Raw genomic sequence first — 26,230 nt, 5'->3', positions numbered from 1 at the left:
GAAGCCGCCTGCCTCCGCAGGCGGTTTTTTTGTGCCGAGACGATTTTCGGTTGGAAATAGCTTGTCTTTCCCGCGGCAAAATCGTTTGAAACAAAGCAGTATGGGCGTTCCTGAATCATGTGGGTTCGGGGGAGGGGAAACCCGCGCTCGGGGGTAACCCGGAGAAATCGCACTCATGGCATCCGCTGCGGAACAACTCGCCGCAAATCTCAACTTCGCCGCCTTTTCGAAGGCCGAAGATCTCAAGAAGCGCATCTGGTTCACGCTCGGTGCCCTGCTGGTCTATCGCCTCGGGACCTATATCCCGATGCCCGGCATCGATCCGCACGCGCTGTCCCAAGCCTTTCAGCAGCAGTCGACGGGCATTCTCGGGCTTTTCAACATGTTTGCCGGCGGTGCGGTCGGCCGAATGGCGATCTTCGCGCTCGGCATCATGCCCTACATCTCGGCCTCGATCATCATTCAGCTGATGACCTCGGTCATTCCGTCGCTCGAGAACCTGAAGAAGGAGGGCGAGCAGGGCCGGAAGGTCATCAACCAGTACACGCGCTACGGCACTGTCTTGCTGGCGACCGTTCAGGCCTACGGCATAGCCGCCGGTTTGCAGTCTTCCAGCAATATCGTGACCAATCCTGGCGCGTTCTTCCTCGTGTCCAGCGTGATCACGCTGGTCGGCGGGACGATGTTCCTGATGTGGCTGGGAGAGCAGATCACGTCTCGCGGCATCGGCAACGGAATCTCGCTGATCATTTTCGCGGGAATCGCAGCCAACCTCCCGTCCGCCATGGCGAACCTTCTCGAGCTCGGCCGCACGGGCGCTCTTTCGACGGCGATCATTCTCCTGGTGATCGTGGTTGTCGTGCTCTGCATCGCCGGCGTGGTCTTCTTCGAGCGGGCCCAGCGTAAGCTTCTGATCCAGTATCCGAAGCGTCAGGTCGGTAACCGCATGTTCCAGGGCGACACGTCGCACCTGCCGCTGAAGCTCAACACCGCCGGCGTCATTCCGCCGATCTTCGCCTCTTCGCTACTGCTGCTGCCGGTGACGATCGCCAACTTCGCCGACACCAGCCGTCTTCCCGGTTGGGCGACGGGGATCGTGGCCTCGCTCGGCCACGGGCGTCCGCTCTACATGTTCCTCTATGCGGCGATGATCGCGTTCTTCGCCTTCTTCTACACCGCGATCGTGTTCAATCCGAAAGATACGGCCGACAATCTGAAGAAGCATGGCGGCTTCATCCCTGGCATCCGTCCGGGTGAGCGCACGGCTGAGTATATCGATTACGTGCTGACCCGCATCACGGTGGTCGGCGCGATCTACCTCATGGTGATCTGCCTTCTGCCGGAGATCCTGATCTCTGCGGCCGGTATTCCGTTCTATCTCGGCGGGACCTCGCTTTTGATCGTGGTTTCGGTCACCATGGACACAGTGGCGCAGGTGCAGGGGCATTTGCTCGCCCATCAATATGAAGGCCTCGTGAAGAAGGCGAAGCTGCGCGGAGGCAGACGGGGAACACGATGAGACTGATTTTGCTGGGACCTCCGGGGGCGGGGAAGGGCACACAAGCCCAACGGCTCATCGACAAGTACGGGATTCCGCAGCTCTCTACCGGAGACATGCTGCGAGAGGCCGTCGCCAAGCAGACGGAGATCGGCAAGCGCGCGCAGGCGGTGATGGATGCCGGTCAGCTTGTATCTGACGAGATCGTCATCGGGATCGTGGCAGATCGCATCGAGCAGCCCGATGCCCGGAAGGGCTTCGTGCTGGACGGCTTCCCCAGGACCTTGGCGCAGGCCGAGGCTCTGGATCAGATGCTGCAGAGTCGTAATCTGTCGATCGACGCGGTGATCGAGTTCAAGGTCGACGAGGAAAAGCTCGTCGAGCGGATCGAGAAGCGCGCTCGCGACGCGGAGGCCGCCGGCCTTCCGGTGCGCAAGGACGACAATCCGGACGTTTTCCGGCGTCGTTTGGTGGAGTTCCGGGCGTTGACGGCGGCCGTCGCGCCCTTCTACCGCGAGCGTGGTCGTTCGTTCGAGATCGACGGTATGGCTTCGATCGACGAGGTCAGCACGCAGATCGACACGATCCTCAAGCAGGCCGTCGCGGCCTGACTCTACGTTCGCGCCGGGCCTTTCTGATCGGGTACGTTCAGACCATATTGACGAAACCGCCCCGAATCTTATAAGGGTCGGCCCAATTCGCGCATGATTGAGCGATCGGCACGCTGCCCGGCGGGGCAGCGCCGGTCGTTCGGCGTTTGAAGAGAACGGTGATAACCCGTTCGACTATGGTTCGTCGCGGCGGATCCGCGACATAAGGAGGCTCATTTGGCCCGTATTGCTGGTGTCAACATCCCGACCGGGAAGCGCGTCGTCGTCGCGCTTCAGTACATCCACGGCATCGGCCCGCGTTTCGCGGCCGAGATCATGGAAAAGGTCGGCCTTTCCGCTGAACGTCGTGTCAACGATCTGACCGACGCCGAGGTTTTGCAGATCCGTGAGATGATCGATCGCGACTACCGCGTCGAGGGCGATCTCCGTCGCGAGACCTCGATGAACATCAAGCGTCTGATGGATCTCGGTTGCTACCGTGGCCTTCGCCACCGTCGTGGCTTGCCGGTTCGCGGTCAGCGCACCCACACGAACGCCCGCACCCGCAAGGGTCCGGCGAAGCCGATCGCCGGCAAGAAGAAGTAACGAGAATGCGCGCCGGACTTCCCGTCAGGCCAATGCATTCATGCTCCGTTTGAACGAGCGGGGCAGGTGGAGCCGCCGGTGTTACGGCGGTGTCGAGATCCAAGGATAAGAAAATGGCTAAAGAAGCACAGCGCGTCCGCCGCCGCGAACGCAAGAACATCATCTCCGGCGTGGCACATGTGAACTCGTCGTTCAACAACACGCTGATTACGATCACCGACGCGCAGGGCAATACGATCGCCTGGTCGTCCGCCGGTGCGCAGGGCTTCAAGGGCTCGCGCAAGTCCACGCCCTTCGCTGCGCAGATCGCTGCGGAAGACGCCGCCAAGAAGGCGCAGGAACACGGCATGCGCACGCTCGAAGTCGAGGTCTGCGGTCCGGGTTCGGGCCGTGAGTCGGCTCTGCGCGCGCTTCAGGCTTCGGGCTTCACCATCACGTCGATCCGCGACGTGACGCCGATTCCGCACAACGGCGTGCGTCCGCGCAAGAAGCGCCGCGTCTAACGATCCTCAGGGGTCGGGTTCTTGCCGCGTGCTCCGGAAGGGGCGCGCGGCTTTCGCCGTATGAGGGAAGCCGAATCTTCCCGCTCAGATCAGTCGCCACGATTGGATGGTGGCGATGTTACTGAAAGGCTCGCGTCATGATCGCCAGTAACTGGCAAAACCTCACCAAGCCGAACCAGGTCGTCTTCAAGAGCGGCGGCAGCCGCACGAAGGCGTCTCTCGTTGCGGAACCACTCGAGCGCGGTTTCGGCTTGACGCTGGGCAACGCGCTTCGCCGCGTGCTTCTGTCTTCGCTTCAGGGCGCGGCAGTCACCGCGATCCAGATCGACGGCGTTCTGCATGAGTTCTCTTCGATCGCCGGCGTGCGCGAGGATGTCACCGACATCGTCCTGAACGTGAAGGAAATCTCGATCGGGATGCAGGGCGAAGGTCCCAAGCGCATGGTCCTGCGCAAGTCCGGTCCGGGCGTCGTCACCGCTGGTGACATCCAGACGGTGGGCGACATCGAGATCCTGAACCCCGAGCATGAAATCTGCACGCTCGACGAGGGTGCCGAAATCCGCATGGAGTTCACGGTCAACACCGGCAAGGGCTACGTGCCGGCCGACCAGAATCGCGCCGAGGATGCGCCGATCGGCCTGATCCCGGTCGATGCCCTGTTCTCGCCGGTCAAGAAAGTGTCCTACAAGGTCGAGGCCACCCGCGAGGGCCAGGACCTGAACAAGGACAAGCTCACGATGGACATCGTGACGGACGGCTCGATCACGGGCGAAGACGCCGTGGCCTATGCCGCTCGCATCCTGCAGGACCAGTTGTCGGTCTTCGTGAACTTCGAGGAGCCGCAGCGCGAAGTGCGCGGCGCCGAGGAGCAGATCGCCGAGTTGGCCTTCAACCCGGCGCTTCTCAAGAAGGTGGACGAGCTCGAGCTTTCGGTTCGTTCGGCCAACTGCTTGAAGAACGACAACATCGTCTATATCGGCGACCTGATCCAGAAGACCGAGGCGGAAATGCTCCGCACGCCGAACTTCGGACGCAAGTCGCTGAACGAGATCAAGGAAGTGCTGGCCTCGATGGGTCTGCACCTTGGTATGGAAGTGAACGCCTGGCCGCCGGAGAATATCGACGATCTGGCCAAGCGCTACGAAGATCAGTACTGATCCTCACCGAGAGGGATGACCGGCGGCAAGAGCCGCCGGCGCCGAACCAAACCCAAAAGATTCAAAGGCACATGCACCGGGATCAACCGGATTGCGAGGATGCCGACCCCGGCGAACGCCGGACCTTCTAAACGGAGACTGATATGCGTCACGGTAAGAGCGGTCGTAAACTCAACCGCACTCACGAACACCGCAAGGCGATGTTCGCCAACATGGTCGCTTCGCTCATCGAGCACGAGCAGATCGTCACCACGCTGCCGAAGGCCAAGGACCTGCGTCCGATCGTCGAAAAGATGATCACGCTCGGCAAGCGGGGCGACCTTCATGCTCGCCGTCAGGCGATCAGCCAGGTTCGCGACGAAACCGTCATCAAGAAGCTTTTCGACACGCTGGCGCCCCGTTACGCCGAGCGTCAGGGCGGCTACACGCGCGTTCTGAAGGCCGGCTTCCGTCGCGGCGACAACGCCCCGATGGCCGTGATCGAGTTCGTGGATCGCGATGTCGACGCGCGCGGCGCCGTTGATCGCGCCCGTCTGGAAGCCGAACTGTCCAACGCCGACGCCTGATTCTTTCGGCGATCGACAGCATTTGAAAAAGGGCCCCAAGGGCCCTTTTTTGTTTTCCGCGTTAGGATGCCGACAACCGAAAGGAGCGGACGGATATGCTGACGGGCGAGACCATTCTGGTGACCGGTTGTACCGGCTTCATCGCCAAGCACATCGTGGTCGAACTGGTTCGCCGAGGTGCGACGGTGCGCGGGACGCTTCGCGACCCGTCTCGTGCCATCCAGATACATCGTATCCTGCGCAATGAAGGATTGCCGATCGAGGGCTTCTCCTCTGTCACCACGGATCTTCGAGAGGATGCCGGGTGGGCGGACGCGGTTCGCGGTTGCCGCTTCGTCATGCACACGGCCTCACCTTTTCCCGCCTATCAGCCGCGTTCGAAATTTGCGCTCGTTCCCGCTGCGCGGGGAGGGACGGTTCGCGTGCTGGAAGGGGCCGAGAATGCGGGGGTGGAAAGGGTCGTGCTGACCTCCTCGATCGCCTCGATCTACTATGGGCACGACGAGTCTCCCAGGCGTGTCTTTGGCGAAGGCGATTGGTCCCGCGTCGAAAGCGATTCGATCTCACCCTATGCCGTGTCCAAAACGGAAGCCGAACGTGCCGCCTGGAACGTGCTGGAGGGGAGCGCGACGCAGCTTGTGGCGATCAACCCGTCGCTTGTTTTCGGGCCGCTGCTGGACGCGCGGCCCGGAACGTCCGCCTCGCTGATTCGGCTGATGATGGGAGGCCGCTTGCCGGCATTCCCTCGCATGGGCTTTGGGGTCGTGGATGTGCGAGACGTCGCGCAGGCGCATGTGGCGGCGCTGACGGTTCCCGATGCCGCCGGGCGACGCTTCGTGCTGAACGGCGGCAACCTGACACTGTCGGACATCGTGGCCATCCTCACGGAGACCTATCCCGATCTGGCGCGACGCCTGCCCAGACGGGAAGTGCCGGATGGCTTGATTCGATTTGCGGCACGCTTGTCCAGTCGCGTTCGCATGTTGGCCGCCGAACTGGGACCCGCCAAGCAACTGGATGCCGGCCCGGCGCGGTCCGTCCTGGGCTTGTCGTTTCGCAGCCCGGAGGAGGCGGTTCGATCCCTCGCGGACTCGCTGTTTCGGGAGGGTTTGGTCAGACGATGAACGAAGTCTGAAGGCGACGCATCAAATTCGAGTTTCGCCCGGTTTTCACAAGTGAAGCTGAAATACCCGACAAATCAGCGATGTTGCAGATGCGCGATAGGCACCTTGCGCGAGCCTGTGCGATATCTGTGGCAACGGCGACACCCCCCGAAGAAGTCCTGACGAAGCGGGCAACCTTTTCCCACTCGTGGCATTTTGAAGGCAACGGGATCACCGCCTCCCGAGCGGTCGAAGCTTTACACGGAATAAACGAAAATCATGGAAAATCGCGTCAATACTCTCCCAACCGGCGGATTCTCGATGCGTCGTACTGTGCTGACTCTCCTTGGCGCGACCTTGGCTTTCGGTGTGCTCACCGCAAGCTATGCAACGGCCGAATTGCCGGAAACGGCATCCATGGCGATGGAGCGCACCATCGTCTCGCGTTGACCTGCCAGCGCGCGTGACCTCTTTAGTGAGTTGAAAAAAGGGCCGTGAGGCCCTTTTTTCTTGCGCGCTGCGTCCTGTCGGAGGAATGCCCCATATCTGGCAGATGCTGCGAGCCCGCCGCGTTGACGGTTCGCCTTTCGATTGGAGCTTTGTATGAGATCGTCCCGTCCGTTCTGGGCTGCCCTTCTTCTGTCCGTTTCGGTCATGGCGCAAGGCGCGGCCGCGCAGTCGAGGAGTGACATGCCGGTGCCGGCGCAGCCGGTGGAGCGGACGCCCAGCGTGCAGGCCGACATCAAGCTCACCTTCGCGCCCTTGGTGAAGAAGAGCGCGCCCGCGGTGGTCAATGTCTACGCGGCCAAGCGTGTGCCCCAGCGCAGCCCCTTCGCGGGCGATCCGTTCTTCGAGCAGTTCTTCGGCAACCAGTTGCGCAGGCCGCGCCTCGAATCATCGCTCGGCTCCGGTGTGATCGTCGATGCCGATGGCCTCGTGGTGACGAACAACCATGTGATCGAGGGCGCTGACGAGGTGAGGGTGGCGCTGGCGGACGGGCGCGAGTTCGACGCCAAGATTCTTCTGAAGGATCGCCGGGCCGATCTTGCGGTTCTGCGCATCGAATCGGAGAAGCCGTTTCCGGTGGTGCCGATCGCCGATTCCGACACCGCCGAAATCGGTGATCTCGTTCTCGCCATCGGCAACCCGTTCGGCATCGGGCAGACGGTCACGAGCGGCATCGTCTCGGCCGTGGCCCGAACCCATGTCGGATCCGATGATCTCGGCTATTTCATTCAGACGGACGCCGCCATCAATCCCGGCAATTCCGGCGGTGCGCTGATCGATATGAAGGGCGAACTCGTCGGCGTGAACACGGCGATCTTCTCCCGCTCCGGCGGCTCGCTCGGGATCGGATTTGCCATTCCCTCCAACATGGTGCGCGCCTTCGTGGAGGCGGCGCGCGAAGGGCGGCCGTTCCTGCGGCCCTATATCGGGGCGAGTTTCGTGCCGGTGACGGCCGACATCGCGGAAGCGATCGGCCTCGACAAGCCGGCGGGCGCGCTGGTGCAGGGTGTCGTGGACGGTGGCCCGGCTTCGGACGCAGGCTTGCGGCCGGGCGATGTGGTTCTCGCCATGGATGGGTTCTCGATCGAAGGGCCGGATTCGTTGGGATACCGCTTGGCGACCGCAGGGTTGGGGCGCAAGACCGATCTAACCGTTCGCTCGAGCGACGGTCAGACCGAGCGCGTGCGCCTTCCGCTTGAGATCGCGCCCGAAACCCCGGCGCGCGACGAGCGCACGCTGGACGGGCCGACGCCCTTTTCCGGCGCGAGCGTCGCCAATCTGTCGCCCCGCCTTGCGGACGAGTTGGAGATGTCGCAGACCAAGAACGGCGTCGTCGTCACCGAGATCGAGCCGCGCAGCCCGGCCGCGCGCCTCGGCCTCCAGCCCAAGGACATCATCCTGTCGCTCAATGGGCGTGAGGTGGCTTCTACGGCCGATCTGGAGCAGCGGGCGGCCGATGGCCGGCGCGGCTGGCGGGTGGATGTGGAGCGGGACGGCAAGGTGCTGACCCAACTCGTCCGCTAGGGCGAGAGCGGCTGACAAGGGAGGGGACGGCGCATGGCCGACCTGTTCGGAACTGCGCCGGAGCCTGCGCCTCGGCCGCGATCGTCTGACGCCGCTAAGGTGCCGCCGCGCGCGGGACCCTTGGCCGATCGCCTGCGTCCGCAGGCGCTCTCCGAGGTGGTGGGGCAGGAGCACCTGACGGGGCCGGACGGCGTGCTGACCCGAATGCTCGGAAACGGGAGCCTCGGCTCCATCATCTTCTGGGGACCGCCCGGTACGGGCAAGACCACGGTCGCGCGGCTTCTGGCCGGCGAGGTGGGCTTCGCCTTCGAGCAGATCTCGGCGATCTTTTCCGGTGTCGCAGACCTCAAGAAAGTGTTCGAATCGGCCCGTCTGCGCCGGCAGAGCGGTCGGCAGACGCTTCTGTTCGTGGACGAGATTCACCGTTTCAACCGCGCGCAGCAGGATTCCTTCCTGCCCGTAATGGAGGATGGAACGGTGGTGCTCGTCGGCGCGACGACGGAGAATCCCTCGTTCGAGCTGAACGCGGCGCTCCTCTCGCGCGCCCGCGTGCTGACCTTCCAATCACATGACGCAACCAGCCTGTCGCAGCTTCTGGAGCGCGCGGAGGCGGCGGAGAATTGCCCGCTGCCGCTGGATGAGGAGGCGCGCGCCGTTCTTCTGCGCATGGCCGATGGCGATGGCCGCGCGATCCTGACGCTGGCCGAAGAGGTCTGGCGCGCGGCCAAGCCCGGCGAGACCTTGGATGCCGAGACCCTCCAGCGGATCGTCCAGCGCCGCGCCCCGGTCTATGACAAAAGTCAGGACGGACATTACAATCTGATCTCGGCCCTGCACAAATCCGTGCGCGGATCGGACCCGGACGCCGCGCTCTACTATCTCTGCCGGATGCTCGATGCGGGCGAGGACCCGCTTTATCTCGGCCGCCGTCTCGTACGCATGGCGGTGGAAGACATCGGCCTCGCCGATCCGCGTGCCCTCATGATCGCCAATGCCGCGAAGGATGCCTACGATTATCTCGGCTCGCCCGAGGGCGAGTTGGCGCTGGCGCAGGCGACGGTCTATCTCGCCAGTGCGCCGAAATCGAACGCGGTCTACACCGCCTATAAGGCCGCGATGCGGGCCGCCAAGGAAAACGGCTCGCTCCTGCCGCCGCGCCATATCCTGAACGCGCCCACCAAACTGATGAAGTCTGAAGGTTATGGTTCGGGCTACGCCTATGATCACGACCAGCCGGACGCCTTCTCGGGCCAGGATTACTTCCCCGAGGCACTCGGCCGCCAGAGCTTCTATCGCCCGACAGAGCGGGGCGAAGAGGCACGGATCGGCGCACGCATGGCGGAATGGAACAGGCTGCGACGTTTGCGAAGCCGGAACGATTGAGGCATCGATGGGAATGAACTGGCTTCTGGTCGCTCTGGGCGGCGGGCTCGGCTCGGTCCTGCGCTATGGCGCGGGTCTGGCCGCCGCGCGCTGGCTGGGGACGGCCTTTCCGTTCGGCACGCTCTTCGTCAACGTCACCGGCTCTTTCGCCATGGGCGTGCTGGTCGAATTTCTGGCGCGGCGCTATGGCGGAGCGGATGCCAATTTGCGGCTGCTGCTCGCGACGGGCGTGCTCGGCGGCTACACGACCTTCTCCAGCTTCTCGCTGGATTTCGCCACGCTTGCGGAGCGGGGCGAGCTGGCCACGGCCTTTGTCTATCTCGCGGTGACGATCCTCGCCGGTCTCGGCGCGCTCTTTGCCGGTCTGGCCTTGGCCCGGCAGGTCTTCTGAGCCGAAAAGCCGTTTTCGCACGGGCGCATATGCGCTATGGCCGAGGGAAAGCAAGAAGGACGATCCCTCATGGCAAGCGTGGAACAGATCCGGGTCGAAGCGGACGAAACGGGGCTTCGTCTCGATCGCTGGTTCAAGCTGCATTATCCCGGTCTCGGCTTCGGCCATTTGCAGAAGCTTTTGCGCTCCGGTCAGGTGCGCGTCGATGGCGGCCGCGCCAAGACGGACACCCGCGTCGAAGCGGGCCAGTTGATCCGCATCCCGCCCATGGGTGGCGAGTCCGCCAAGATGAAGGTCGCCCCGCTCACGGCCAACACGATCCGCGACAAGCACGACGGCGACGTGCTCGGCCAGATGCTGCTCTATGAGGACGAAAAGGTCTTCGTCTTCAACAAGCCGGCGGGCCTTGCCGTGCAAGGCGGCTCGGGCGTCTCGCGCCATGTCGACAAGATGCTGGAAGCCTGGCGCTCCAAGAAGGGCGAGAAGCCGCGCCTCGTCCATCGCCTGGATCGCGACACATCGGGCATTCTCGTCGTCGCGCGCACGCGCGGCGCGGCCGTGGCGCTCACCAAATCCTTCCGCGAGCGCGACACGCAGAAGCGCTACTGGGCGATCCTCAAGGGCGTGCCCCAGCCGAAAGAGGGACGCATCTCGACCTATCTCGTCAAGGAGGCGACCGCCGACGGCGACCGGATGCGCATCGCGCGCCATGGCGAGGAGGGGGCCGACCACGCGCTCTCGCATTACCGCGTGATCGATCAGGTGGCGCAGAACTTCTCTTGGGTCGAGCTGGAGCCCTATACGGGCCGCACGCACCAGCTGCGCGTCCACGCGCTCCATATCGGCCATCCGATCATCGGCGATCCGAAATATTTCGAGCACGACACCAACTGGGAATTTCCCGGGGGCGTTCAGAACAAGCTGCATCTCCACGCGCGCCGCATCACGATCCCGCACCCGGACGGCAAGGGCAAGGTGATCGACCAGATCGCGCCGCTGCCCCCCCACATGGTTCAAACCTGGAATCTCTTCGGCTTCGACGAAGCGGCCGAGAACGATTGATGCGTCTCGTTCTGTTCGACTGCGACGGCACGCTGGCCGATACGTTCGGCCTGATCGTGGAAACGATGAAGCGCTGCTTTTCCGACGCCGGCCTGCCGGAGCCGGAGGATGCGGCGGTGCGCGGCATTATCGGCCTGTCTCTGGATCTCGCCATCCATCGTCTCGCGCCGACCGTGCCGGACGTCGAGATTCCGCGCCTTGTTCAAGGCTACAAGGACGCCTTCCATCGCGTGCGAGCGGAAGGAACGCATTCCGAAGCGCTGTTTCCGGGCATTGAGCCCATGCTTCGCCGATTGGCGGCCGTCGACGATCTTCTGATCGGCATGGTCACCGGCAAGTCGCAGCGAGGCGTGCGCATGATCGTTGAACTGCATGGCCTGGAGGGCATCTTCCTCGCCGTGCGCACGGGGGACGACTGTCCCTCCAAGCCGCATCCGGCCATGGTGCTGGAATGCTGCGGGGAGTTGGGTGTCGATCCCGCCGATACGCTTGTGATCGGCGATGCCATCTACGATATGCAGATGGCGAGAGCGGCCGGCGCAGAGGCGCTGGGCGTCGACTGGGGCGCGGGCTCGCCCAACGAGCTGATCCTGGCGGGCGCAACGGCCGTCGCCGCGACAGCCGAAGGGCTCGAAGCCTGGATCGAGGATTGGAGAGCCAGCGCGCCGGCCTCCGAACCCCGGTTCGAGCTTTCGCCGTCCTGAAGCCGCGTCTGTCCCAAGAGTTCCTGCCATGTCCACTCTGCCCGCCCGCCCCGAATTGCCCAAGCGCTTCTATCAGGACGTGTCGATCGTCGAGGAGGAGGGCGGCTTCGCGGTTCGTCTCGACGGGCGGCCGGTGCGCACGCCCTCGCGCGCGCTTCTGCGCGTGCCCTCAGCCGATGTGGCGCGGGCAGTCGCGGCCGAATGGGAGGCGCAGAAGACCCATATCGACCCCGCAACCATGCCGATGACGCGGCTCGTCAACACCGTTCTCGACGGCGTGGCGGCGGACCCGGCCGGTGTGGCCGATGATCTCGGCCGCTATGCCGAGACCGATCTTCTTGCCTACCGCGCGGCCGAGCCGCAGCGGCTGGCGGATCGCCAGACCGAGGGTTGGGACCCGGTGATGGATTGGGCGCGACAGCACACGGGCCAAGATTTCGCGCGCGGCATCGGCGTCATGTTCGTGGCGCAGCCGGAAGCCAGCGTCGAAGCGCTGCGGGCGATCGTGCGGGCCGAGACGGATCCTTTCCGCTTGGCGGCGCTTCACCAGATGACGACGCTTACCGGCTCGCTTCTGTTGGCGCTGGCCGTCAGCGAAGGCTTCCTTGATGTGGAGCGCGCCTGGGCGCTCGCCCATATCGACGAGGACTGGAACATCGAGCAGTGGGGCGAGGACGAGGAAGCGCGGGCGCGTCGCGACAGCCGCTTCCGCGACATGCGCATGGCGGCGATCATGCTCGGCCGAGCGTAACGCTCGGCCGCCACAGCCTCAAATTCCGGCGAACCACTCGTAGCCGCGATCTTCCCAATAGCCCCCGCTGCCATCGCCGAAGGTCGCGAGATTGTCGGCCAGTGTGATGGCGCGGATATATTTGGCCATCTTGTAGCCGAGCTGCCGCTCGACGCGCACCCGGATGGGCGCGCCATTGGCGACCGGCAGCGCCGCGCCGTTCATGCCGTAGGCGAGGATCGTCTGCGGATGGCGCGCGTCCAGAAGGTCGATCGATTCGTAATAGCGGATCGGCCCGGTGAAGCCGTTCTCCAGCGTGTCGAAGCAGGAGAACACGACGAAGCGTGCCTGCGGCTTCACGCCGACCTGATCCAGGATCAGATGCAGCGGCGCGCCCGTCCATTCCGCGATGCAGCTCCAGCCTTCCACGCAGTCGTGTCGGGTGATCTGCGTGCGCGCCGGCATGTTTCGGATGTCCGCCAGGGAGAAGCTCGCGGGGCGATCCACCAGCCCGTTCACCTCCAACCGGTAGGTCTCGAAATTCGCGGCGGCCAGCGCGCGATAGTCCTCGTCCTGCGGGTCGGTGATGCCGTTCGGGCGCATGGGCTGGCGAATTTCGGAGCGCGAGAACTCTCGCGCCAGATTGTCGCTGCCGAGCAGCAGGCGTTGCGCGCGGTAGGTGAGGTCGTTGGCCTTTGCCAGGACGCCGCGCACCTGCGAGTCATTGGCCAGAAGCGGGTCGAAACAGCCCGCCAAGGCCGAGGTCGAGGCGATGGCGGCGCCGGACAGGAAGCGGCGGCGGTCGAGCCGGATGGTCATGCTGCGTCCTCCTCACGGTCCACCCGCATCCGCCCTGTCACCATGGAGCGCAATTCATTGAACGGGCCGGCCAGGAGCACCATGGCGATATGGACGGCGACAAAGAGAACCAGGAGCAGCATCACCGTGAAATGGATCGTGCGCGCCGTCTGCCGCCCCCCGAAGAGATCGAGCGTCCAGGGAGCCCAGGCGTTCATGCCGGGCGACATGGTGAGGCCTGTCGCGATCATCAGCGGAAGGGCAACGAAGAGAACGCCGAAATAAGACAGCTTCTGAAGCGGCCCATAGGTGCGCCGGTGGTGCAGGCGCAGGCGGGCATGGTCGGCAACGTCGCTCGGTAGAGCAGCAACGTCCCGCCCACGCGGGAGGATGTCCCGTGACAGATGCCGATTGATCAGGCTGCCGACAAGCCAGAGGAGGAGCGTGCCGACCAGCACCCAGGCAAAGAAGAAATGCACGACGCGGCCCGTTGCCAGATCGCGATAGGAGGGCACGGTCAGCCAAGAGGGGAAGGTCTGGGGCTGAAGCGTTCCAGCGTTCCCGATCGCGCCGAGCCAGCCTGTCGTGTCGAAACTCGAACCGAACAGGCGGGTCACGCCGACCAATTCGCCGTTCTGGTAACCTGCGCCGATCGAGAGGATGGAATTGTCGAAGGCAAAGCCCGACTGCTGGCCGATATAGAGATCGGGCCGGGCCATGAAGATCTGCAATCCGGACAAGAGCAGGAAGAACAGGCAGATCACCCAAAGCCAATGGGTGAGGCGCGTGGTGAGGGCGTGGCGGCGAATGATCGGGCCGTCGCGCTCGGCGGTGAGTTTCATGGGGCGGGCACCATCCTGTCTCGATCCTTTCCCTTCGAAAGCGCAAGCGCTTGGGCGGGAAACGATCCGGGCTGATGCCTCATATACGGCGCGCGAGCGCGAAGGGATGCCTCGCCACGTGCCTTTTTACGATGTCAGCCGCCTGACAGCGCGGTCGAGCTCTTGGCGAAAGCGCGAACGGTCCTGTGCGGTGAAGGCGCGGTTGAGGCCTTTGCTCTCTCCGGTCTCGCGCAGATGCTGGTTGAAGCTGCGCATGGAGAGGGCATAGCCGATCGATTCCGGCGTGAAGGCGCGCCCGTCCGGATGCAGCACGATCGCGCTTTTCTCGAGGGCACGGGAGGCGAGGGGGATATCGGCTGTCACGACGACATCCCGGCTCGTCGCCTCCTCGGCGATCCAATGATCGGCGGCATCCGCGCCAGCCGAAACGGTGACGAGTCGCGCGCCGGGATAGCGCGAGGGGCGCAAGCCCCCGTTCGAGACGAAGACCGCCTGCGCCCCGAGGCGCGTTGCGATCTCCAGCGCCTCGTCCTTCACCGGGCAGGCGTCTCCATCCACCAGAACCCGAACAGCCTCGCTCATGCCGCTTCGAAGCTCCGTGCCTCGGTCGGCCCGAAGACCTGTTCGAAACAGGCCCGCATCACGCTGTCCACTTCGGGCATGGAGACGGGCAGGCCGAGATCGACGAGGCTGGTGACGCCATGGCCTGAGATTCCGCAGGGGACGATCCCAGAGAAATGGGAGAGGTCGGGATCGACATTCAAGCTGATGCCGTGGAACGTCACCCAGCGGCGCAGGCGAATGCCGATCGCGGCGATCTTGTCTTCCGCCGGCGTTCCGTCGGGCAGCGGCGCCTTTTCCGGCCGGCGCACCCAGACGCCGACGCGGTCCTCCCGCCGCTCACCTCGCACCTGATATTGCGCCAAGGTCTCGATCACCCAATGTTCGAGCGCCGAGACGAAGGCGCGAATGTCCGGCCGGCGGCGTTTGAGATCGAGCAGGACATAGGCCACGCGCTGGCCTGGCCCGTGATAGGTATATTCGCCGCCACGCCCGGCCGCGAAGACGGGAAAGCGATCGGGCTGAAGCAGGTCGCCGGCCTGCGCCGATGTGCCGGCCGTGTAGAGCGGTGGATGCTCGACCAGAAGCACCGCCTCGGGCGCATCCCCCCGCGCGATGGCCTCCACCCGCCGCTCCATCCAATCGAGCGCCTGCGGGTAGGGCATGAGCCCGTCGTGGATGATCCAATCGACAGCCGCGTTCGGCCCTTCCGTCCGAAAATGTTCCGGCTGCGTGGCGAGTCGCGGTTTGGGCTGGGGGAGGGGCGCGTCCATGGGACCTGTCTAACGCTCCACGACGAATGTGCAAAGTCTGTTTGCCAGCGGGATCAACGGGTTCGAAGAAAAACGAGCCGCGGGCGGCGAAAGTGCTTGTGCGCTCGGGGGGCGTTTGCTAAACGCCGCTCACCGGTCGAGAGGCCGGTGCCGAACGCGAGTTCGGACCGAACGAAAGTTCGGACACGACGTGCGGTCGTGGCGGAATTGGTAGACGCGCAGCGTTGAGGTCGCTGTGGGGCAACCCGTGGAAGTTCGAGTCTTCTCGACCGCACCATTCTCCTTCAGATTTTGGGGGATGAGATCAGACTACCACTGATCTCTAGGCAGATCGGCCGAAAGGCCATTCCGAACGAGAGTTCGGACACGACGTGCGGTCGTGGCGGAATTGGTAGACGCGCAGCGTTGAGGTCGCTGTGGGGCAACCCGTGGAAGTTCGAGTCTTCTCGACCGCACCATTATTTTCCTGATGTATCTGATGATCGCTGCATGGCTCTCGCCTGCGGCGTTTTTTGCGTTTGGTCTGCCCCTCGTCCGATCGGCCGCAAAGAAAAGGCCGGCGCAATGGCCGGCCTCTTGGTTCAGATGTTCAGATCGCTGGCGCCCGTGTCGATATGCGGCGCCCAGAAGGCGATGCTTTCGGCAATCGCCGGAATCACCGCCCGGTCGTTCGGCTCGCGCTCCTTGAAAGAGAGTTCGAGGCAGATTTCGTTGTCCACCGCGCCGCCCTCCGCGAAAGCCTTCAGCAGCGGCTCGGGCTGGATGCGGCCCTTGGCGTTGTGCTCGGCCGTGAAGGGCCTGTGGCCGCTCTTATCCATCGTGGATTGCTTGATGTGGATGATTGGCGAGACCTTCGGCACCGCGCGCGCCCAGGCGTAAGGATCGGTGTCGTCCGGGTTGGGTGAGGTGATGTCGCCATGGTCGATATCGGCCATCATCCACATGGGTACGGCCATGTTGGCCTCCGTCAGCCGGTTCTGCAGCGCCATGGTCTCGGCGATCGTATGGCCGAACTCGCGGCCCACCGACATGGGCTCCCAGTAGACATAGGACAGGCCCGCTGATTTGGCGTGGTCGGCGACCTCGGCCCAGCAGTCGATCGCGATCTGGATCAGCTCTTCGCGCCGGCCCAAGTCGTCATAGTCCTGGAAGGTGAAGATCGCGAACTGCGTGCCGACGGAGAGGCCGCCGAGATCGGCGGTGATGTCGGCGAAGGTCTTGAACCAGTCGACGTAGTAGCGGCGCACGTTCCGGTCGGGGTGGCCGAAATGATTGAGCCGCCCATAGGGGCCGGTCATGCCCGATGTCACGCGGACGCCCGTGCGCTGAAGCGCGGCGCCCATCTGCCGCGTCAGGCGGCGGATGACGGGCGCGGGCCAGGACGGGTTGATGAACTCGTGCGTCAGTTGGAGATCGCGGATGCGTAAGTCCCGCGCTACCGTCTCGATCAGATCGTCTGGATCGGCGAAGCGGTTCACCAGCGGATTGGTGTTGAGAGATAGGGTCAGGGCCATGGGGCTCGTCTCAGGATAGGGGAGAGGCGGGGAAGCGCGCGACCGGGGGCGAGCCCGGCCGCGCTGCGACCGTCAGGCGGCGCGCAGCAATTCGCCGTCGAACCATTGCGCGAAGGTCTCGCGCTCGGCCGGGCTCATGTGAAGCCCCTGCTTGGTGCGCCGGAACAAGACGTCCTCGGCGCTGAGCGCCCATTCGTTGTTCACGACGTGGCGAACTTCCGCTTCGTAGAGCTTGGCGCCGAAATGGCGGCCGAGCCCGTCCATCGAGGTCGCGCCCGCGAGGAGTTTGGTCATCCGCGCGCCGTAGAGATGGCCGTAATGATGCAGGAGCCCACGCGGCAGCCACGGATAGGCCTCGCGCATCTTTTCGGTGAAGGCGACGAAATCGGCATTCTCGATCTCGCCGCCCGGCAGCTTGGACCCGGCCGTCCAGTCCGGCCCCATGTTCGGGAAAAACTTGCCGACCTTCTGCACGGCATGTTCGGCGAGCTTGCGGAAGGTGGTGATCTTGCCGCCGAAGATGTTGAGCAATGGCGCACCGCCCGTCTCATCGAGATCGAACGTATAGTCGCGCGTGACGGCCGAAGGGTTGCCCTGGCCGTCGTCGAACAGCGGACGCACGCCCGAGAAGGTCTCGATCACGTCGCTGCGGCGCAGCTTTTCCTTGAAGTAGCGGTTCACGGCCGCCAGCAGATATTCGACTTCCGACTCGTCGGCCTTCACCTCTTCCGGCCGGCCCTCATAGGGAATGTCCGTCGTGCCGATCAGCGCCTTGTCGCCCTCATAGGGGTTGATGAAGATGACGCGCTTGTCGTGATTCTGGACGAGATAGGCGTGGTCGCCGTCCCAGAACTTGGGAACGATGATGTGGCTGCCTTTCACGAGGCGCACATTGCGGCGCGAATTGCTGCCGGCCACGCGTCCAACGATATCGTTGACCCAGGGGCCGCCGGCATTGATCAGGCAGCGAGCGAGAACCGTGCGCGTCGCGCCCGTGCGCTCGTCGCGCATCTCGACGCGCCACTGGCCGTTCTCGCGGCGCGCGCTGGTGCAGGCGGTGCGGGTCAGGATTTCGGCGCCCTTCTCCGCTGCACCGACGGCGTTCAGCACCACGAGGCGCGCATCGTCCACCCAGCAGTCCGAATACTCGAAGCCCCTGGTGTATTGGTCGAGGATCGGCGCGCCTTCGGGGTCGCGGCGCAGATCCAGCGAGCGCGTGCCCGGCAGCTTCTTGCGGCCACCCAGATGATCGTACAGGAAGAGACCGAGGCGCACGAGCCAGGCCGGGCGATCCTGCGGGCTGTGCGGCAGGACGAATCGCATGGGCCAGATGATGTGACTCGCCGAGTTCAAGAGCACTTCGCGCTCGATCAGCGCTTCGCGCACCAGCCGGAACTCGTAATATTCGAGATAGCGAAGCCCGCCATGGACGAGCTTGCCCGAGCGCGAGGACGTCCCCTGCGCCAGATCGTCCTTCTCGCAGAGAATGACTTTGAGCCCGCGTCCGGCCGCATCGCGCGCGATGCCCGCGCCGTTGATGCCGCCGCCGATCACGAAGAGATCGACCATCGGAATATCCGTCATCATGCGCTCCTTTCGGCCGACTGGGCCGCGAGTAGGGTCTGTTCGGTATGTTCGGGTTCGAGATCGGGCGCGCTGGCGGGCGCGTTGCGCTGATCCGCCAACTGGCTCCAGACCGGAACGAGAGCCCGCCGCGCCTGCGCATAGGCCGGGAAGAGGCCGCGATAGGTGCGCACGAGATCGGCATTCGGCGCTTCGGCTTCGCCCAGAAGCGGCGTCACCCATTCGGCGATGCAGGCGTCCATCGTGGGATAGGCGCCAATGGCGACGGCGGCCATCATGGCCGCGCCCGCTGCGCCCGCTTCTTCGCGAGCGGAGACGCGAACGGGCGCCTCGACGCAGGCCGAGAGAACCGCGCGCAGCGCCTTGGAGCGTGCCGCGCCGCCGGTGAGCCGAAGTTCGGCCGGCAATTCGCCGATGGCCGAGTAGCAGTCGCGCGCGGCAAGGCCGAGGCCTTCCACGACGGCGCGAAGCAGGTCCGGAAAGCGGTGGTTGGCGGACAGACCGATGAAGTCGGCCCGCGCATCGGCATTGACGAAGGGGCCGCGCTCGCCGGTGTCCGAAATATAGGGGTGGTAGAGAAGCGCGCCCGGCTGGCTCTTCTGCATCCAGCCTTCGATGCGCTGCACGAGATCGGCATGGCTTGTCTCGCAGCCCATCTCGGCCAGAAGGTCGCCCGCCATGCGCAGCGCCCAATCGATATTGAGCGTCGCTGCCATGTTGGTCTGGACCTGCGTCACGATGCCGGGAATCGGCAGCGCGATCACATAGCCCGTGCCCTCGGCGTTCAGCACGACGTCGGAGGCGGAAACCGCGCGCGTGTGAACGCCGGTCGAGCCGACCGTGGAGCAGGCGGCCGGCGCGCCACCGGCATGGACGCCCGCGCCGAGCGCCGTCATCACCATGTCGACATAGCCCAGACTGACCGGCGTTCCGGCGAGCAGCCCGGTCGCCTGTGCGGCCTCGGCGGACAGCGGATGGGTGGTCTCAGTCCCGTCCACGATCTCGGGCAGGAGCGAGCGACGATGGGTCAGACCCAGCGATTCGATCACCGTGTCATCATAGCGCCGCGTGCGGAAATCGCCGAAGGTGAAGCTCGCCTCGGACGGGTCGGTCGCGCGGACGCCCGTCAGGTTGAGATAGAGCCAGTCCTTGCAGTGGAGTGCGACTTCCGCGCCGTCGAGCAATTCAGGCGAGGTGGCGTCCATATGCGCCAGCTGCGCGCCCTGCTGGCAGGTGTTCAGCCCTGTGCCGGTGCGCTCGAAGCGCTGGCGCTCCAGCGGCGATTGCACGAGACGGCGCACGCTCGGCGCGGCGCGGGCGTCCAGCCAGAGCCAGGCATCCGTCACCGGCCGGTTACGCGCGCCGACAAGCCATGTCCCGTCGCCCTGAGCGGTGACCGCGACGCCGGCGGTGCGGCGGGCGAGGTTTTCCACCTTCGTCCCGAGATCGCGCAGCGCGCGGGCGCAGTCGTCCCAGGTCTGGCTGAGAGATTGCCGGGCGGAGCCGTCGCGGCCGAGCGCATAATGGTTGAGAACCGATGCGACCGCGATCTGCCGGCCGCCGAGATCGAAGGCCACGGCCTTGATCACCGAGGTTCCGGCGTCGATGCCGATCAGAAGATCCTGCATGTGCGACATGTCAGGCCTCGTCGCTCGAGACAGGCGCGGCCGGGAAACAAGAGGCGCTGAAGCCTTGCATGAAGATTCCTCCCTTTGATGCCGGCCGGTCGGTTGGGTCCGAAGCGCGAAGCCGGCTTGTCGTCATATCGAACGGTTGGCGGTGAAATGCCGTGCCCCTGAGTGTCAGTTTTCGGCGCGTTCCATCAGCGCCGTCGCGGTGCGCTCGTCGGTGAGGAGACCGCTTAGCAGGCCGCTGCGGAGAATGGCGCCGATCCCCTCGATCTTGGCCGGCCCGCCGGCGATCGCCACGATGCGGCGCTCCTGGAGGGCCGCTAGATCGGGCGAAAGGGTGCGCGCGGCGAGCGAGGTGTCGATCGGCTGGCCGGCCCGATCGAAGAAGTGGCCGAGGATCTCGCCGACACCACCACCGTTCTGCACTTCGCGAATCTCGTCGAGATCGATCATGCCGGCGCCGACGAGTTGCGCATCGGGCTGCGTCGTGCCGATCCCGACAATCATCAGATCGGCGGTGGTCGCCAGCGCAAAGACATCCGCAACACCGCGCTGAGACAGGAGCACTTCGCGATCCGCCGCCGAATTCGCAACGAACGGAACCGGCAGGACATAGGCGGCGCTGCCCGTGCGTTCGGCGAGGCGATGCATCACGTCATGCGGATTGGCGGCGTAATTGCGTGTCAGCCCGCCCATCAGCGAGACGAAGCGGGTCGAGCCGCAATCGATGCGGGGGCTGGCGGAAATAACTGCGGCAAGCGTGCGTCCATGGCCGATCCCGATGACGCGGCCTTCCGTGCCCTCGATCTCGCGCTTCAGATAGCCTGCGCCTGCGATGCCGAGCGCGCGTAGGGGCAACCCGTCCTCATAGAGATTGGGAACGACCTGCGCATAGGCCAAGCCGAAACGCTGGCACAGGCGCTCTTCCAGAAGCAGGCATTCTGTCACGTCGCCGTCGATCGTGACCTTCACCGCACCCGACTGGCTGGCCCAGGAGACGAGTCGATGCGCTTTCACATTGGACACGCCGAGCCGCTCGGCCACCTCAGCCTGCGTCAGGCCGGCGGCGAAGTGAAGCCAGGCGGCGCGAATGGCAAGGCTGTCGTCATCCGCCCGCTTGGTCGCGATCCGCGCCATGTTCGATCCCAGAGGTTTGCGTATTGAATTATTTTTCAATTGGTGCAAAGTCTTTCACGCAGCCTCGCGCTTGTCAACGAAATCACGGCGTTGGCGCGCAGGGCGGTGGGAGATGGCGGATTTCTAGTGAGGCGATGGACGCTGCCGGGATTGAGGCAGCGACTGTGACGCGCTCGCTCGCAGTTTTGAAACCATCCCTTCGATATGTCGTATCTTGAACCCTTGTCGACGATTGACAGGCTGTTGGATTTCTAACAGTTCTTGTGTTCAAGATCACAGAATATGTAACACGGGCTGAGCCCGTGGCGGTGGGTGACGAGGTCGGCCGACGTGGAGGATCGGGTCGGTTCGGCTTCGCAGGGGAGGCAGTCTTATGCGCTTGACGATGGCATCTCGGCTGGATCATGCCGCGCGGCAGCTTTCTGGCCGCGCTCGCCGCACGCTTCCCCGCTCGCACTGAACGCATCGCCGATCCTTTCCGGTGCGGCGCGCGATTGTCCGCTGCCCGCGCCGGCTCAACATCAATGGGAGGTCGCCTGTCATGACCGCATCCACTCTTTCCGTCCCCAAGGCCAAGCGCCGCGTCGTCGGCCCAGGCACGATCGTCACCTCGCTCATTGGCCTCGCGCTTCTGGTCGGGATTGCCTTCGACACCAAGGTTGTGCGGATCGGGTCCGAGGCAGCCAGCGGGCCTGAACGCTTCTCTGCCGAGACCTATGGCCCGGCAGAATTCCCCAAGGTGCGGGACGCGATCGCTGCCAAGGCGGTGGATGCGCCGGTGCTGGCCGCCGCGATTGCCGAGAACAAGACCGCCGCCGCCGAGAAATACGGCGTGGCTTCGGGCGGAACCTCGGTTCTGCCGGTCTCTTTCACGGGCGTCGCGGGCGAGCCGAAGGCCGGCATCTATACGGTCACCGTCCCGAACATGCCTGATGGCGTGACCCTGCGGGTTCAGACCGGACCGGCCATCAACGGCACCGAGCTGCGCGACGCGACGGGGACGATCGAGTTCGGCCAGTTCACCAACCAGATCGAATATCAGGACGCAGGGTCCGCGCTGAACAATGCCATGAAGGCCGAGGTTCTCGCGCCGATCGACACCAAGAGCCTTGCCGGCAAGACGATCTCCGTCACCGGCGCTTTCCGCCTCGTGAACGCCAAGAACTGGCTCGTCACGCCCGTCAAGCTGACGGTGCAGTGATGGCCGCGTCCGCATCCTCCGCTGAAGCGCGCAAGGGCGAGGTCGTCCTCTCCGCCCGCAACGTCGCCAAGTCCTATGGCAGCGTCCATGCGCTGAAGGGCGTGAACTTCGACATTCATCGCGGGCAGGTCACCACGCTGTTCGGCGAAAACGGCGCCGGCAAGTCGACGCTCATGCGCATCCTGTCGGGCGTCACGCCGCCGACATCGGGCGAGATCGTGCTGGACGGCGAGCCCGTCGTCTTTGCCTCGGCCAACGACGCGCGCGATCGCGGCATCTCGATCATCCACCAGGAACTCAGCCTCGCGCCGAACCTCAGCGTGCGCGACAATATCTTCATGGGCCGCGAGATCCAGACCGCGACCGGCGTCGATTTCGAGAAGGAAGCCGAGATCGCCCGCGCGCTTCTGACAGAGCTGGAAGAGGATATCGACCCGCTGACGCCGGTCGAGGAGCTTCGCCTCGGCCAGCAGCAGATCGTGGAGATCGCGCGCGCCCTGTCGATGAAGTCGCGCATTCTCATCATGGACGAGCCGACCTCAGCGCTCAGCGCCTCGGAGGTCGAGGTTCTGTTCAAGGTGATCCGCGATCTCACCAACCGCGGCGTTGCCATCGTCTATATCTCTCATCACCTCGAAGAAGCGCTGCAGATCACCGACCACGCGGTCGTGCTGCGCGACGGGGCGATGACGGCCTATGCCGAGCGCCGCGAGATCGATCTGGAATGGATCGTGCGTCACATGGTGGGCGAGAACTACGATCTCGGCTCGCCGCCTTCGGGCTATGCCTTCGGTGATGTTGCGCTTTCGGTGCGCGATGTCTCCGTGACGCTGCCGACCGGCGCGGACGCGGTGGAGCGGCTTTCGCTCGACGTGCGGGCCGGGGAGATCGTCTGCATCTACGGGCTGATGGGGGCAGGGCGCACAGAGCTTCTGGAAGCGGTCGCCGGGCGCACCTCCGTCAGCGGCGGCCACGTCCTGCTGCGCGGCGAAGACATTTCCGACCTTTCCATCGCCGAGCGCATCCAGGCCGGGCTTGTGCTCGTGCCCGAGGATCGCCAGCGCGATGGCCTGGTCCAGACCATGTCGGTCGGCGAGAATCTGTCGCTGGCCAGCATCAAGGCCTTCACCCGCCGGCTCTTCACCTCGACCCGTGTGGAGAAGGACATCGTCGCCGATTCGATCCGCCGCGTCCATGTGAAGACGGCAGGCGGCGCGGCGCCCATCGGCTCCCTGTCGGGCGGCAACCAGCAGAAGGTGGTGATCGGCAAGATGCTGGCCACGCACCCCAAGGTCGTGCTGCTCGACGAGCCGAGCCGTGGCATCGACATCGGCGCGAAATCGGAAGTCTTCAAGCTTCTGGCCGAGCGCGCCCGTGAAGGCCTGGCGGTCGTCTTTTCCACCTCCGAGGTCAGCGAGTGCCTCGGCGTCGCACATCGAATCATCGTGATGAGCAAGGGCCGCATTTCGGCGGAATTCCCGGCGGGCGTCACCAAGGAAAAAATCATGGCCGCTTCGGGCGAGGCCGTGGTCGCGTGAACCAGAAAGAGAGCGGAATCCCGATCATGACCACCAGCACCGCTAGCGCACCCAGAAAGGCAGGCTCCGAGGGCTTCGACCTCGCCCGCCTTCTTCTGGAGGGTCGCGCCTTCTTCGCGCTTATCGCGATCATCGTCGTCTTCTCGATCCTGTCGCCGTTCTATTTCACGGTGAACAATTTCCTGATCATGGCCTCGCACGTCGCCATTTTCGGCCTTCTGGCGATCGGCATGTTGCTGGTCATCCTGACCGGCGGCATCGATCTCTCGGTCGGCTCGACCCTGGGCCTTGCCGGCGTCATCGCCGGCTTCCTGATGCAGGGCGTTACCCTGCCAGCGTTCGGCGTCGTGCTGTATCCGCCGGTCTGGGCCGTCGTGGTGCTGACCTGCGCGCTCGGCGCGCTGATCGGCCTCCTGAACGGGGCGCTGATCGCCTATCTGAAGGTGCCGGCCTTCGTTGCGACGCTCGGCGTCCTCTATGTCGCGCGCGGCGTGGCGCTTCTGATGACCAACGGCCTGACCTACAACAATCTCGGCGGCCGCGCGGATCTCGGCAATACGGGCTTCGACTGGCTCGGCTTCAACCGTCTCTTCGGTGTGCCGATCGGCGTGTTGATCCTCGCCGTCGTCGCCCTTATCGGCAGCGTTCTCCTGTCGCGCACGGCCTTCGGCCGTTGGGTCTACGCCACGGGCGGCAATGCGCGCGCGGCCGAACTGTCGGGCGTTCCGGTGCCGCGCACGCAGATCCTCGTCTATGTCCTGTCGGGCGTCTGCGCGGCGATTGCCGGCCTCGTTCTGTCCTCGCAGCTGACCTCGGCCGGCCCGACGGCGGGCTCGACCTACGAGCTGACGGCGATCGCCGCCGTGGTCGTGGGCGGCGCGGCGCTGACGGGCGGTCGCGGCACGGTTCGCGGCACGCTGCTCGGCGCCTTCGTCATCGGCTTCCTGTCGGACGGTCTCGTCATCATCGGCGTTTCGTCCTATTGGCAGACGGTCTTCACCGGCGCGGTGATCGTGCTCGCCGTTCTGCTCAACAGCATCCAATATGGCCGCCGCCCCAAGCGCGCCGCCACGCCTTCCCCGCAGCAGGGTGCCAAGGCCTGAGGGCCTGAACCGACGCGCGGAAAACGCCGGGCCTCGCCGCCCGGCGCGTTACCAGCCACAGACCACCAAGGGAGAGAAAGCATGTTGAAATCGGGCAAGAGCCTCCTGCTCGCGGGTATCATGGCCGTTACCTTCGCCGGCTCGGCCTTCGCCGACGGCCTGGTGACGATCATCGTCAACGATCCGTCCAACCCCTACTGGTTCACGGAAGGCGAGATCGCCTCCAAGACCGCCAAGGATCTCGGCTACGAGACGGTCGTCTCCTCCCACAAGGGCGACACCAACACCGAGAGCAACCTGATCGACACGGCGATCACCAACCGCTCCAAGGCGATCATCCTCGATCCCGCCAATGCGGACGGTTCGGTCGGCGCTGTGAAGAAGGCCGTTGCGGCCGGCATCCCGGTCTTCCTCGTCAACGCCGAGATCAACCAGGAAGGTCTCGCCAAGGCGCAGCTCGTCTCGAACAACGCGCAGGGCGCCGCGCTCGGTGCGCAGCAGTGGGTCGAGACCGTCGGCGACAAGGGCAATTATGTCGAGCTTCTCGGCGCGCCGTCGGACAACAACGCCGCCACGCGCTCCAACGGCTACAAGACCGTTCTCAGCCAATATCCAGACCTGAAGCTCGTCGGCTCGGATGTCGCCAACTGGGATCGCCGTCAGGGCTACGCCAAGATGCAGAGCCTGCTTCAGGCCAATCCCGGCATCATCGGCGTCATCTCCGGCAATGACGAAATGGCGCTCGGCGCGATCGCCGCGCTGAAGGAAGCCGGCAAGCTCTCCGGCATCACGGTCGGCGGCTTCGACGGCTCGCCCGATGCGGTCGCCGCCATCAAGGCCGGCGAACTCGCCTACACGGTGCTCCAGCCGGTCGCGATCTTCTCGAAGGAAGCGGTCCGTCAGGCCGACAACTTCATCAAGAACGGCAAGACGGGCGCGGCCAGCGAGAAGCAGCTCTTCGACTGCATCATCGTCAACAAGGACAATGTGGATCAGTACGCTTCGCCCTTCGTCATGAAGGAGTAAGGCGCTCGGGCTCTCCGGCCCGAACCGATCCGCTTTTCGAGGGCCGGCTGCGATACATTCGCAGCCGGTTTTTTGTAGAACGGCGCGCATCTGACCATCAAAAATAGTGCCTGAAATCTCGCATAAGACTGTTATCTTCACATTATTAAGTGATAGAAATGCGCATGGGCGGCCGGGGAGGCCGTGTTCGACGCGAGA

The 26,230-nt window shown here is 64.6% G+C and carries 26 protein-coding genes and 2 tRNA genes; 20 read left to right on the top strand and 8 right to left on the bottom strand.

The genetic code is table 11. The features are described from left to right. Positions 1–175 precede the first annotated feature (175 nt). From secY to NS365_RS08665, 14 genes are all read left to right on the top strand, one after another. Complete coding sequence (gene secY / locus NS365_RS08725; RefSeq protein ID WP_058599882.1) at positions 176–1,519, top strand: preprotein translocase subunit SecY; 1,344 nt, start codon at positions 176–178, stop codon at positions 1,517–1,519. Next, positions 1,516–2,109 (top strand): adenylate kinase, encoded by a 594-nt coding sequence (locus NS365_RS08720; protein WP_058599881.1) that lies wholly within the window; start codon positions 1,516–1,518, stop codon positions 2,107–2,109. The genes secY and NS365_RS08720 overlap by 4 nt, the downstream gene beginning before the upstream one ends. Positions 2,110–2,325: 216 nt before the next feature. After that, entirely contained in the window at positions 2,326–2,694 is a 369-nt protein-coding gene (gene rpsM, locus NS365_RS08715; RefSeq protein ID WP_058599880.1) for a 30S ribosomal protein S13, read from the top strand. Between the two features lie 113 nt (positions 2,695–2,807). Further along, positions 2,808–3,197 carry a 30S ribosomal protein S11 gene (rpsK, locus tag NS365_RS08710; protein WP_019998927.1) on the top strand — a complete coding sequence of 130 codons (390 nt, stop codon included), beginning with the start codon at positions 2,808–2,810 and terminating at the stop codon, positions 3,195–3,197. Between the two features lie 137 nt (positions 3,198–3,334). Next, positions 3,335–4,354 (top strand): DNA-directed RNA polymerase subunit alpha, encoded by a 1,020-nt coding sequence (locus NS365_RS08705; RefSeq protein WP_058599879.1) that lies wholly within the window; start codon positions 3,335–3,337, stop codon positions 4,352–4,354. Between the two features lie 143 nt (positions 4,355–4,497). After that, the gene (gene rplQ, locus NS365_RS08700; RefSeq protein ID WP_058599878.1) at positions 4,498–4,920 is read left to right on the top strand and encodes a 50S ribosomal protein L17; all 423 of its coding nucleotides are present in this window, start codon (positions 4,498–4,500) and stop codon (positions 4,918–4,920) included. Between the two features lie 95 nt (positions 4,921–5,015). Continuing rightward, positions 5,016–6,044 carry an NAD-dependent epimerase/dehydratase family protein gene (locus NS365_RS08695; RefSeq protein ID WP_058599877.1) on the top strand — a complete coding sequence of 343 codons (1,029 nt, stop codon included), beginning with the start codon at positions 5,016–5,018 and terminating at the stop codon, positions 6,042–6,044. Positions 6,045–6,302: 258 nt separating this feature from the next. Next, on the top strand, positions 6,303–6,473 hold the full coding sequence (locus NS365_RS24475) for a hypothetical protein (protein ID WP_193752806.1): 171 nt from the start codon (positions 6,303–6,305) through the stop codon (positions 6,471–6,473). A gap of 204 nt (positions 6,474–6,677) precedes the next feature. Then, the gene (locus NS365_RS08690) at positions 6,678–8,054 is read left to right on the top strand and encodes a DegQ family serine endoprotease (protein ID WP_193753416.1); all 1,377 of its coding nucleotides are present in this window, start codon (positions 6,678–6,680) and stop codon (positions 8,052–8,054) included. 33 nt (positions 8,055–8,087) lie between these two features. Beyond that, entirely contained in the window at positions 8,088–9,437 is a 1,350-nt protein-coding gene (locus NS365_RS08685; RefSeq protein WP_058599875.1) for a replication-associated recombination protein A, read from the top strand. Positions 9,438–9,444: 7 nt separating this feature from the next. Continuing rightward, the gene (gene crcB / locus NS365_RS08680; RefSeq protein ID WP_058599874.1) at positions 9,445–9,828 is read left to right on the top strand and encodes a fluoride efflux transporter CrcB; all 384 of its coding nucleotides are present in this window, start codon (positions 9,445–9,447) and stop codon (positions 9,826–9,828) included. Positions 9,829–9,897: 69 nt separating this feature from the next. After that, the gene (locus NS365_RS08675; protein WP_058599873.1) at positions 9,898–10,890 is read left to right on the top strand and encodes an RluA family pseudouridine synthase; all 993 of its coding nucleotides are present in this window, start codon (positions 9,898–9,900) and stop codon (positions 10,888–10,890) included. Further along, complete coding sequence (locus tag NS365_RS08670; protein ID WP_058599872.1) at positions 10,890–11,594, top strand: HAD-IA family hydrolase; 705 nt, start codon at positions 10,890–10,892, stop codon at positions 11,592–11,594. The genes NS365_RS08675 and NS365_RS08670 overlap by 1 nt, the downstream gene beginning before the upstream one ends. A gap of 28 nt (positions 11,595–11,622) precedes the next feature. After that, positions 11,623–12,345 (top strand): ATP12 family chaperone protein, encoded by a 723-nt coding sequence (locus tag NS365_RS08665; protein ID WP_058599871.1) that lies wholly within the window; start codon positions 11,623–11,625, stop codon positions 12,343–12,345. 18 nt (positions 12,346–12,363) lie between these two features. Here the strand turns inward: NS365_RS08665 and NS365_RS08660 are convergent, their stop codons facing one another. The 4 genes from NS365_RS08660 to lipB all read right to left on the bottom strand — a co-directional run bounded on the left by NS365_RS08660 (position 12,364) and on the right by lipB (position 15,298). Next, positions 12,364–13,143 carry a molybdopterin-binding protein gene (locus NS365_RS08660; RefSeq protein WP_058599870.1) on the bottom strand — a complete coding sequence of 260 codons (780 nt, stop codon included), beginning with the start codon at positions 13,141–13,143 and terminating at the stop codon, positions 12,364–12,366. Continuing rightward, positions 13,140–13,964, bottom strand: a complete 825-nt coding sequence (locus NS365_RS08655) for a cytochrome b/b6 domain-containing protein (protein ID WP_058599869.1) — start codon at positions 13,962–13,964, stop codon at positions 13,140–13,142. The genes NS365_RS08660 and NS365_RS08655 overlap by 4 nt, the downstream gene beginning before the upstream one ends. A 126-nt stretch (positions 13,965–14,090) precedes the next feature. Further along, positions 14,091–14,546 (bottom strand): YaiI/YqxD family protein, encoded by a 456-nt coding sequence (locus NS365_RS08650; RefSeq protein WP_058599868.1) that lies wholly within the window; start codon positions 14,544–14,546, stop codon positions 14,091–14,093. Continuing rightward, positions 14,543–15,298, bottom strand: coding sequence for a lipoyl(octanoyl) transferase LipB (gene lipB / locus NS365_RS08645; RefSeq protein WP_058599867.1), 756 nt, complete (start codon positions 15,296–15,298; stop codon positions 14,543–14,545). Before lipB ends, NS365_RS08650 begins: the two co-directional genes overlap by 4 nt. Positions 15,299–15,490: 192 nt before the next feature. Here lipB and NS365_RS08640 point away from each other — a divergent pair. Beyond that, positions 15,491–15,575 (top strand) — tRNA-Leu (locus NS365_RS08640). Between the two features lie 96 nt (positions 15,576–15,671). After that, positions 15,672–15,756: transfer RNA gene (locus NS365_RS08635), tRNA-Leu, on the top strand. A 123-nt stretch (positions 15,757–15,879) separates the two neighbouring features. On the opposite strand, the gene NS365_RS08630 is transcribed toward NS365_RS08635, so the two are convergent. The 4 genes from NS365_RS08630 to NS365_RS08615 form a co-directional block, all read right to left on the bottom strand. Further along, positions 15,880–16,812, bottom strand: a complete 933-nt coding sequence (locus tag NS365_RS08630) for a sugar phosphate isomerase/epimerase family protein (RefSeq protein ID WP_058599866.1) — start codon at positions 16,810–16,812, stop codon at positions 15,880–15,882. A gap of 72 nt (positions 16,813–16,884) precedes the next feature. Further along, the gene (locus tag NS365_RS08625; RefSeq protein WP_058599924.1) at positions 16,885–18,396 is read right to left on the bottom strand and encodes a glycerol-3-phosphate dehydrogenase; all 1,512 of its coding nucleotides are present in this window, start codon (positions 18,394–18,396) and stop codon (positions 16,885–16,887) included. Continuing rightward, complete coding sequence (locus tag NS365_RS08620) at positions 18,396–20,033, bottom strand: FGGY-family carbohydrate kinase (RefSeq protein WP_058599865.1); 1,638 nt, start codon at positions 20,031–20,033, stop codon at positions 18,396–18,398. Before NS365_RS08620 ends, NS365_RS08625 begins: the two co-directional genes overlap by 1 nt. 165 nt (positions 20,034–20,198) lie before the next feature. After that, positions 20,199–21,164, bottom strand: coding sequence for a sugar-binding transcriptional regulator (locus tag NS365_RS08615; RefSeq protein WP_058599864.1), 966 nt, complete (start codon positions 21,162–21,164; stop codon positions 20,199–20,201). 541 nt (positions 21,165–21,705) lie between these two features. Between NS365_RS08615 and NS365_RS08610 the strand changes: the two genes are divergently transcribed. The 4 genes from NS365_RS08610 (at position 21,706) to NS365_RS08595 (ending at position 26,032) form a co-directional block, all read left to right on the top strand. Then, a complete protein-coding gene (locus NS365_RS08610) occupies positions 21,706–22,365 on the top strand; it encodes a DUF2291 family protein (RefSeq protein ID WP_058599863.1) in 660 nt (219 codons plus the stop codon). Continuing rightward, positions 22,365–23,903 (top strand): sugar ABC transporter ATP-binding protein, encoded by a 1,539-nt coding sequence (locus NS365_RS08605; RefSeq protein WP_058599862.1) that lies wholly within the window; start codon positions 22,365–22,367, stop codon positions 23,901–23,903. The genes NS365_RS08610 and NS365_RS08605 overlap by 1 nt, the downstream gene beginning before the upstream one ends. Before the next feature lie 26 nt (positions 23,904–23,929). After that, a complete protein-coding gene (locus NS365_RS08600; RefSeq protein WP_058599923.1) occupies positions 23,930–25,006 on the top strand; it encodes an ABC transporter permease in 1,077 nt (358 codons plus the stop codon). 81 nt (positions 25,007–25,087) lie between these two features. Further along, positions 25,088–26,032, top strand: a complete 945-nt coding sequence (locus NS365_RS08595; protein WP_058599861.1) for a D-ribose ABC transporter substrate-binding protein — start codon at positions 25,088–25,090, stop codon at positions 26,030–26,032. Positions 26,033–26,230 lie beyond the last annotated feature (198 nt).

It is taken from the genome of Aureimonas ureilytica (assembly GCF_001475935.1).
Taxonomy (GTDB): Bacteria; Pseudomonadota; Alphaproteobacteria; order Rhizobiales; family Rhizobiaceae; genus Aureimonas; species Aureimonas ureilytica_A.
Note: the sequence above shows the minus strand (reverse complement) of the source record. Positions and strands in the feature narration are given on the sequence as shown.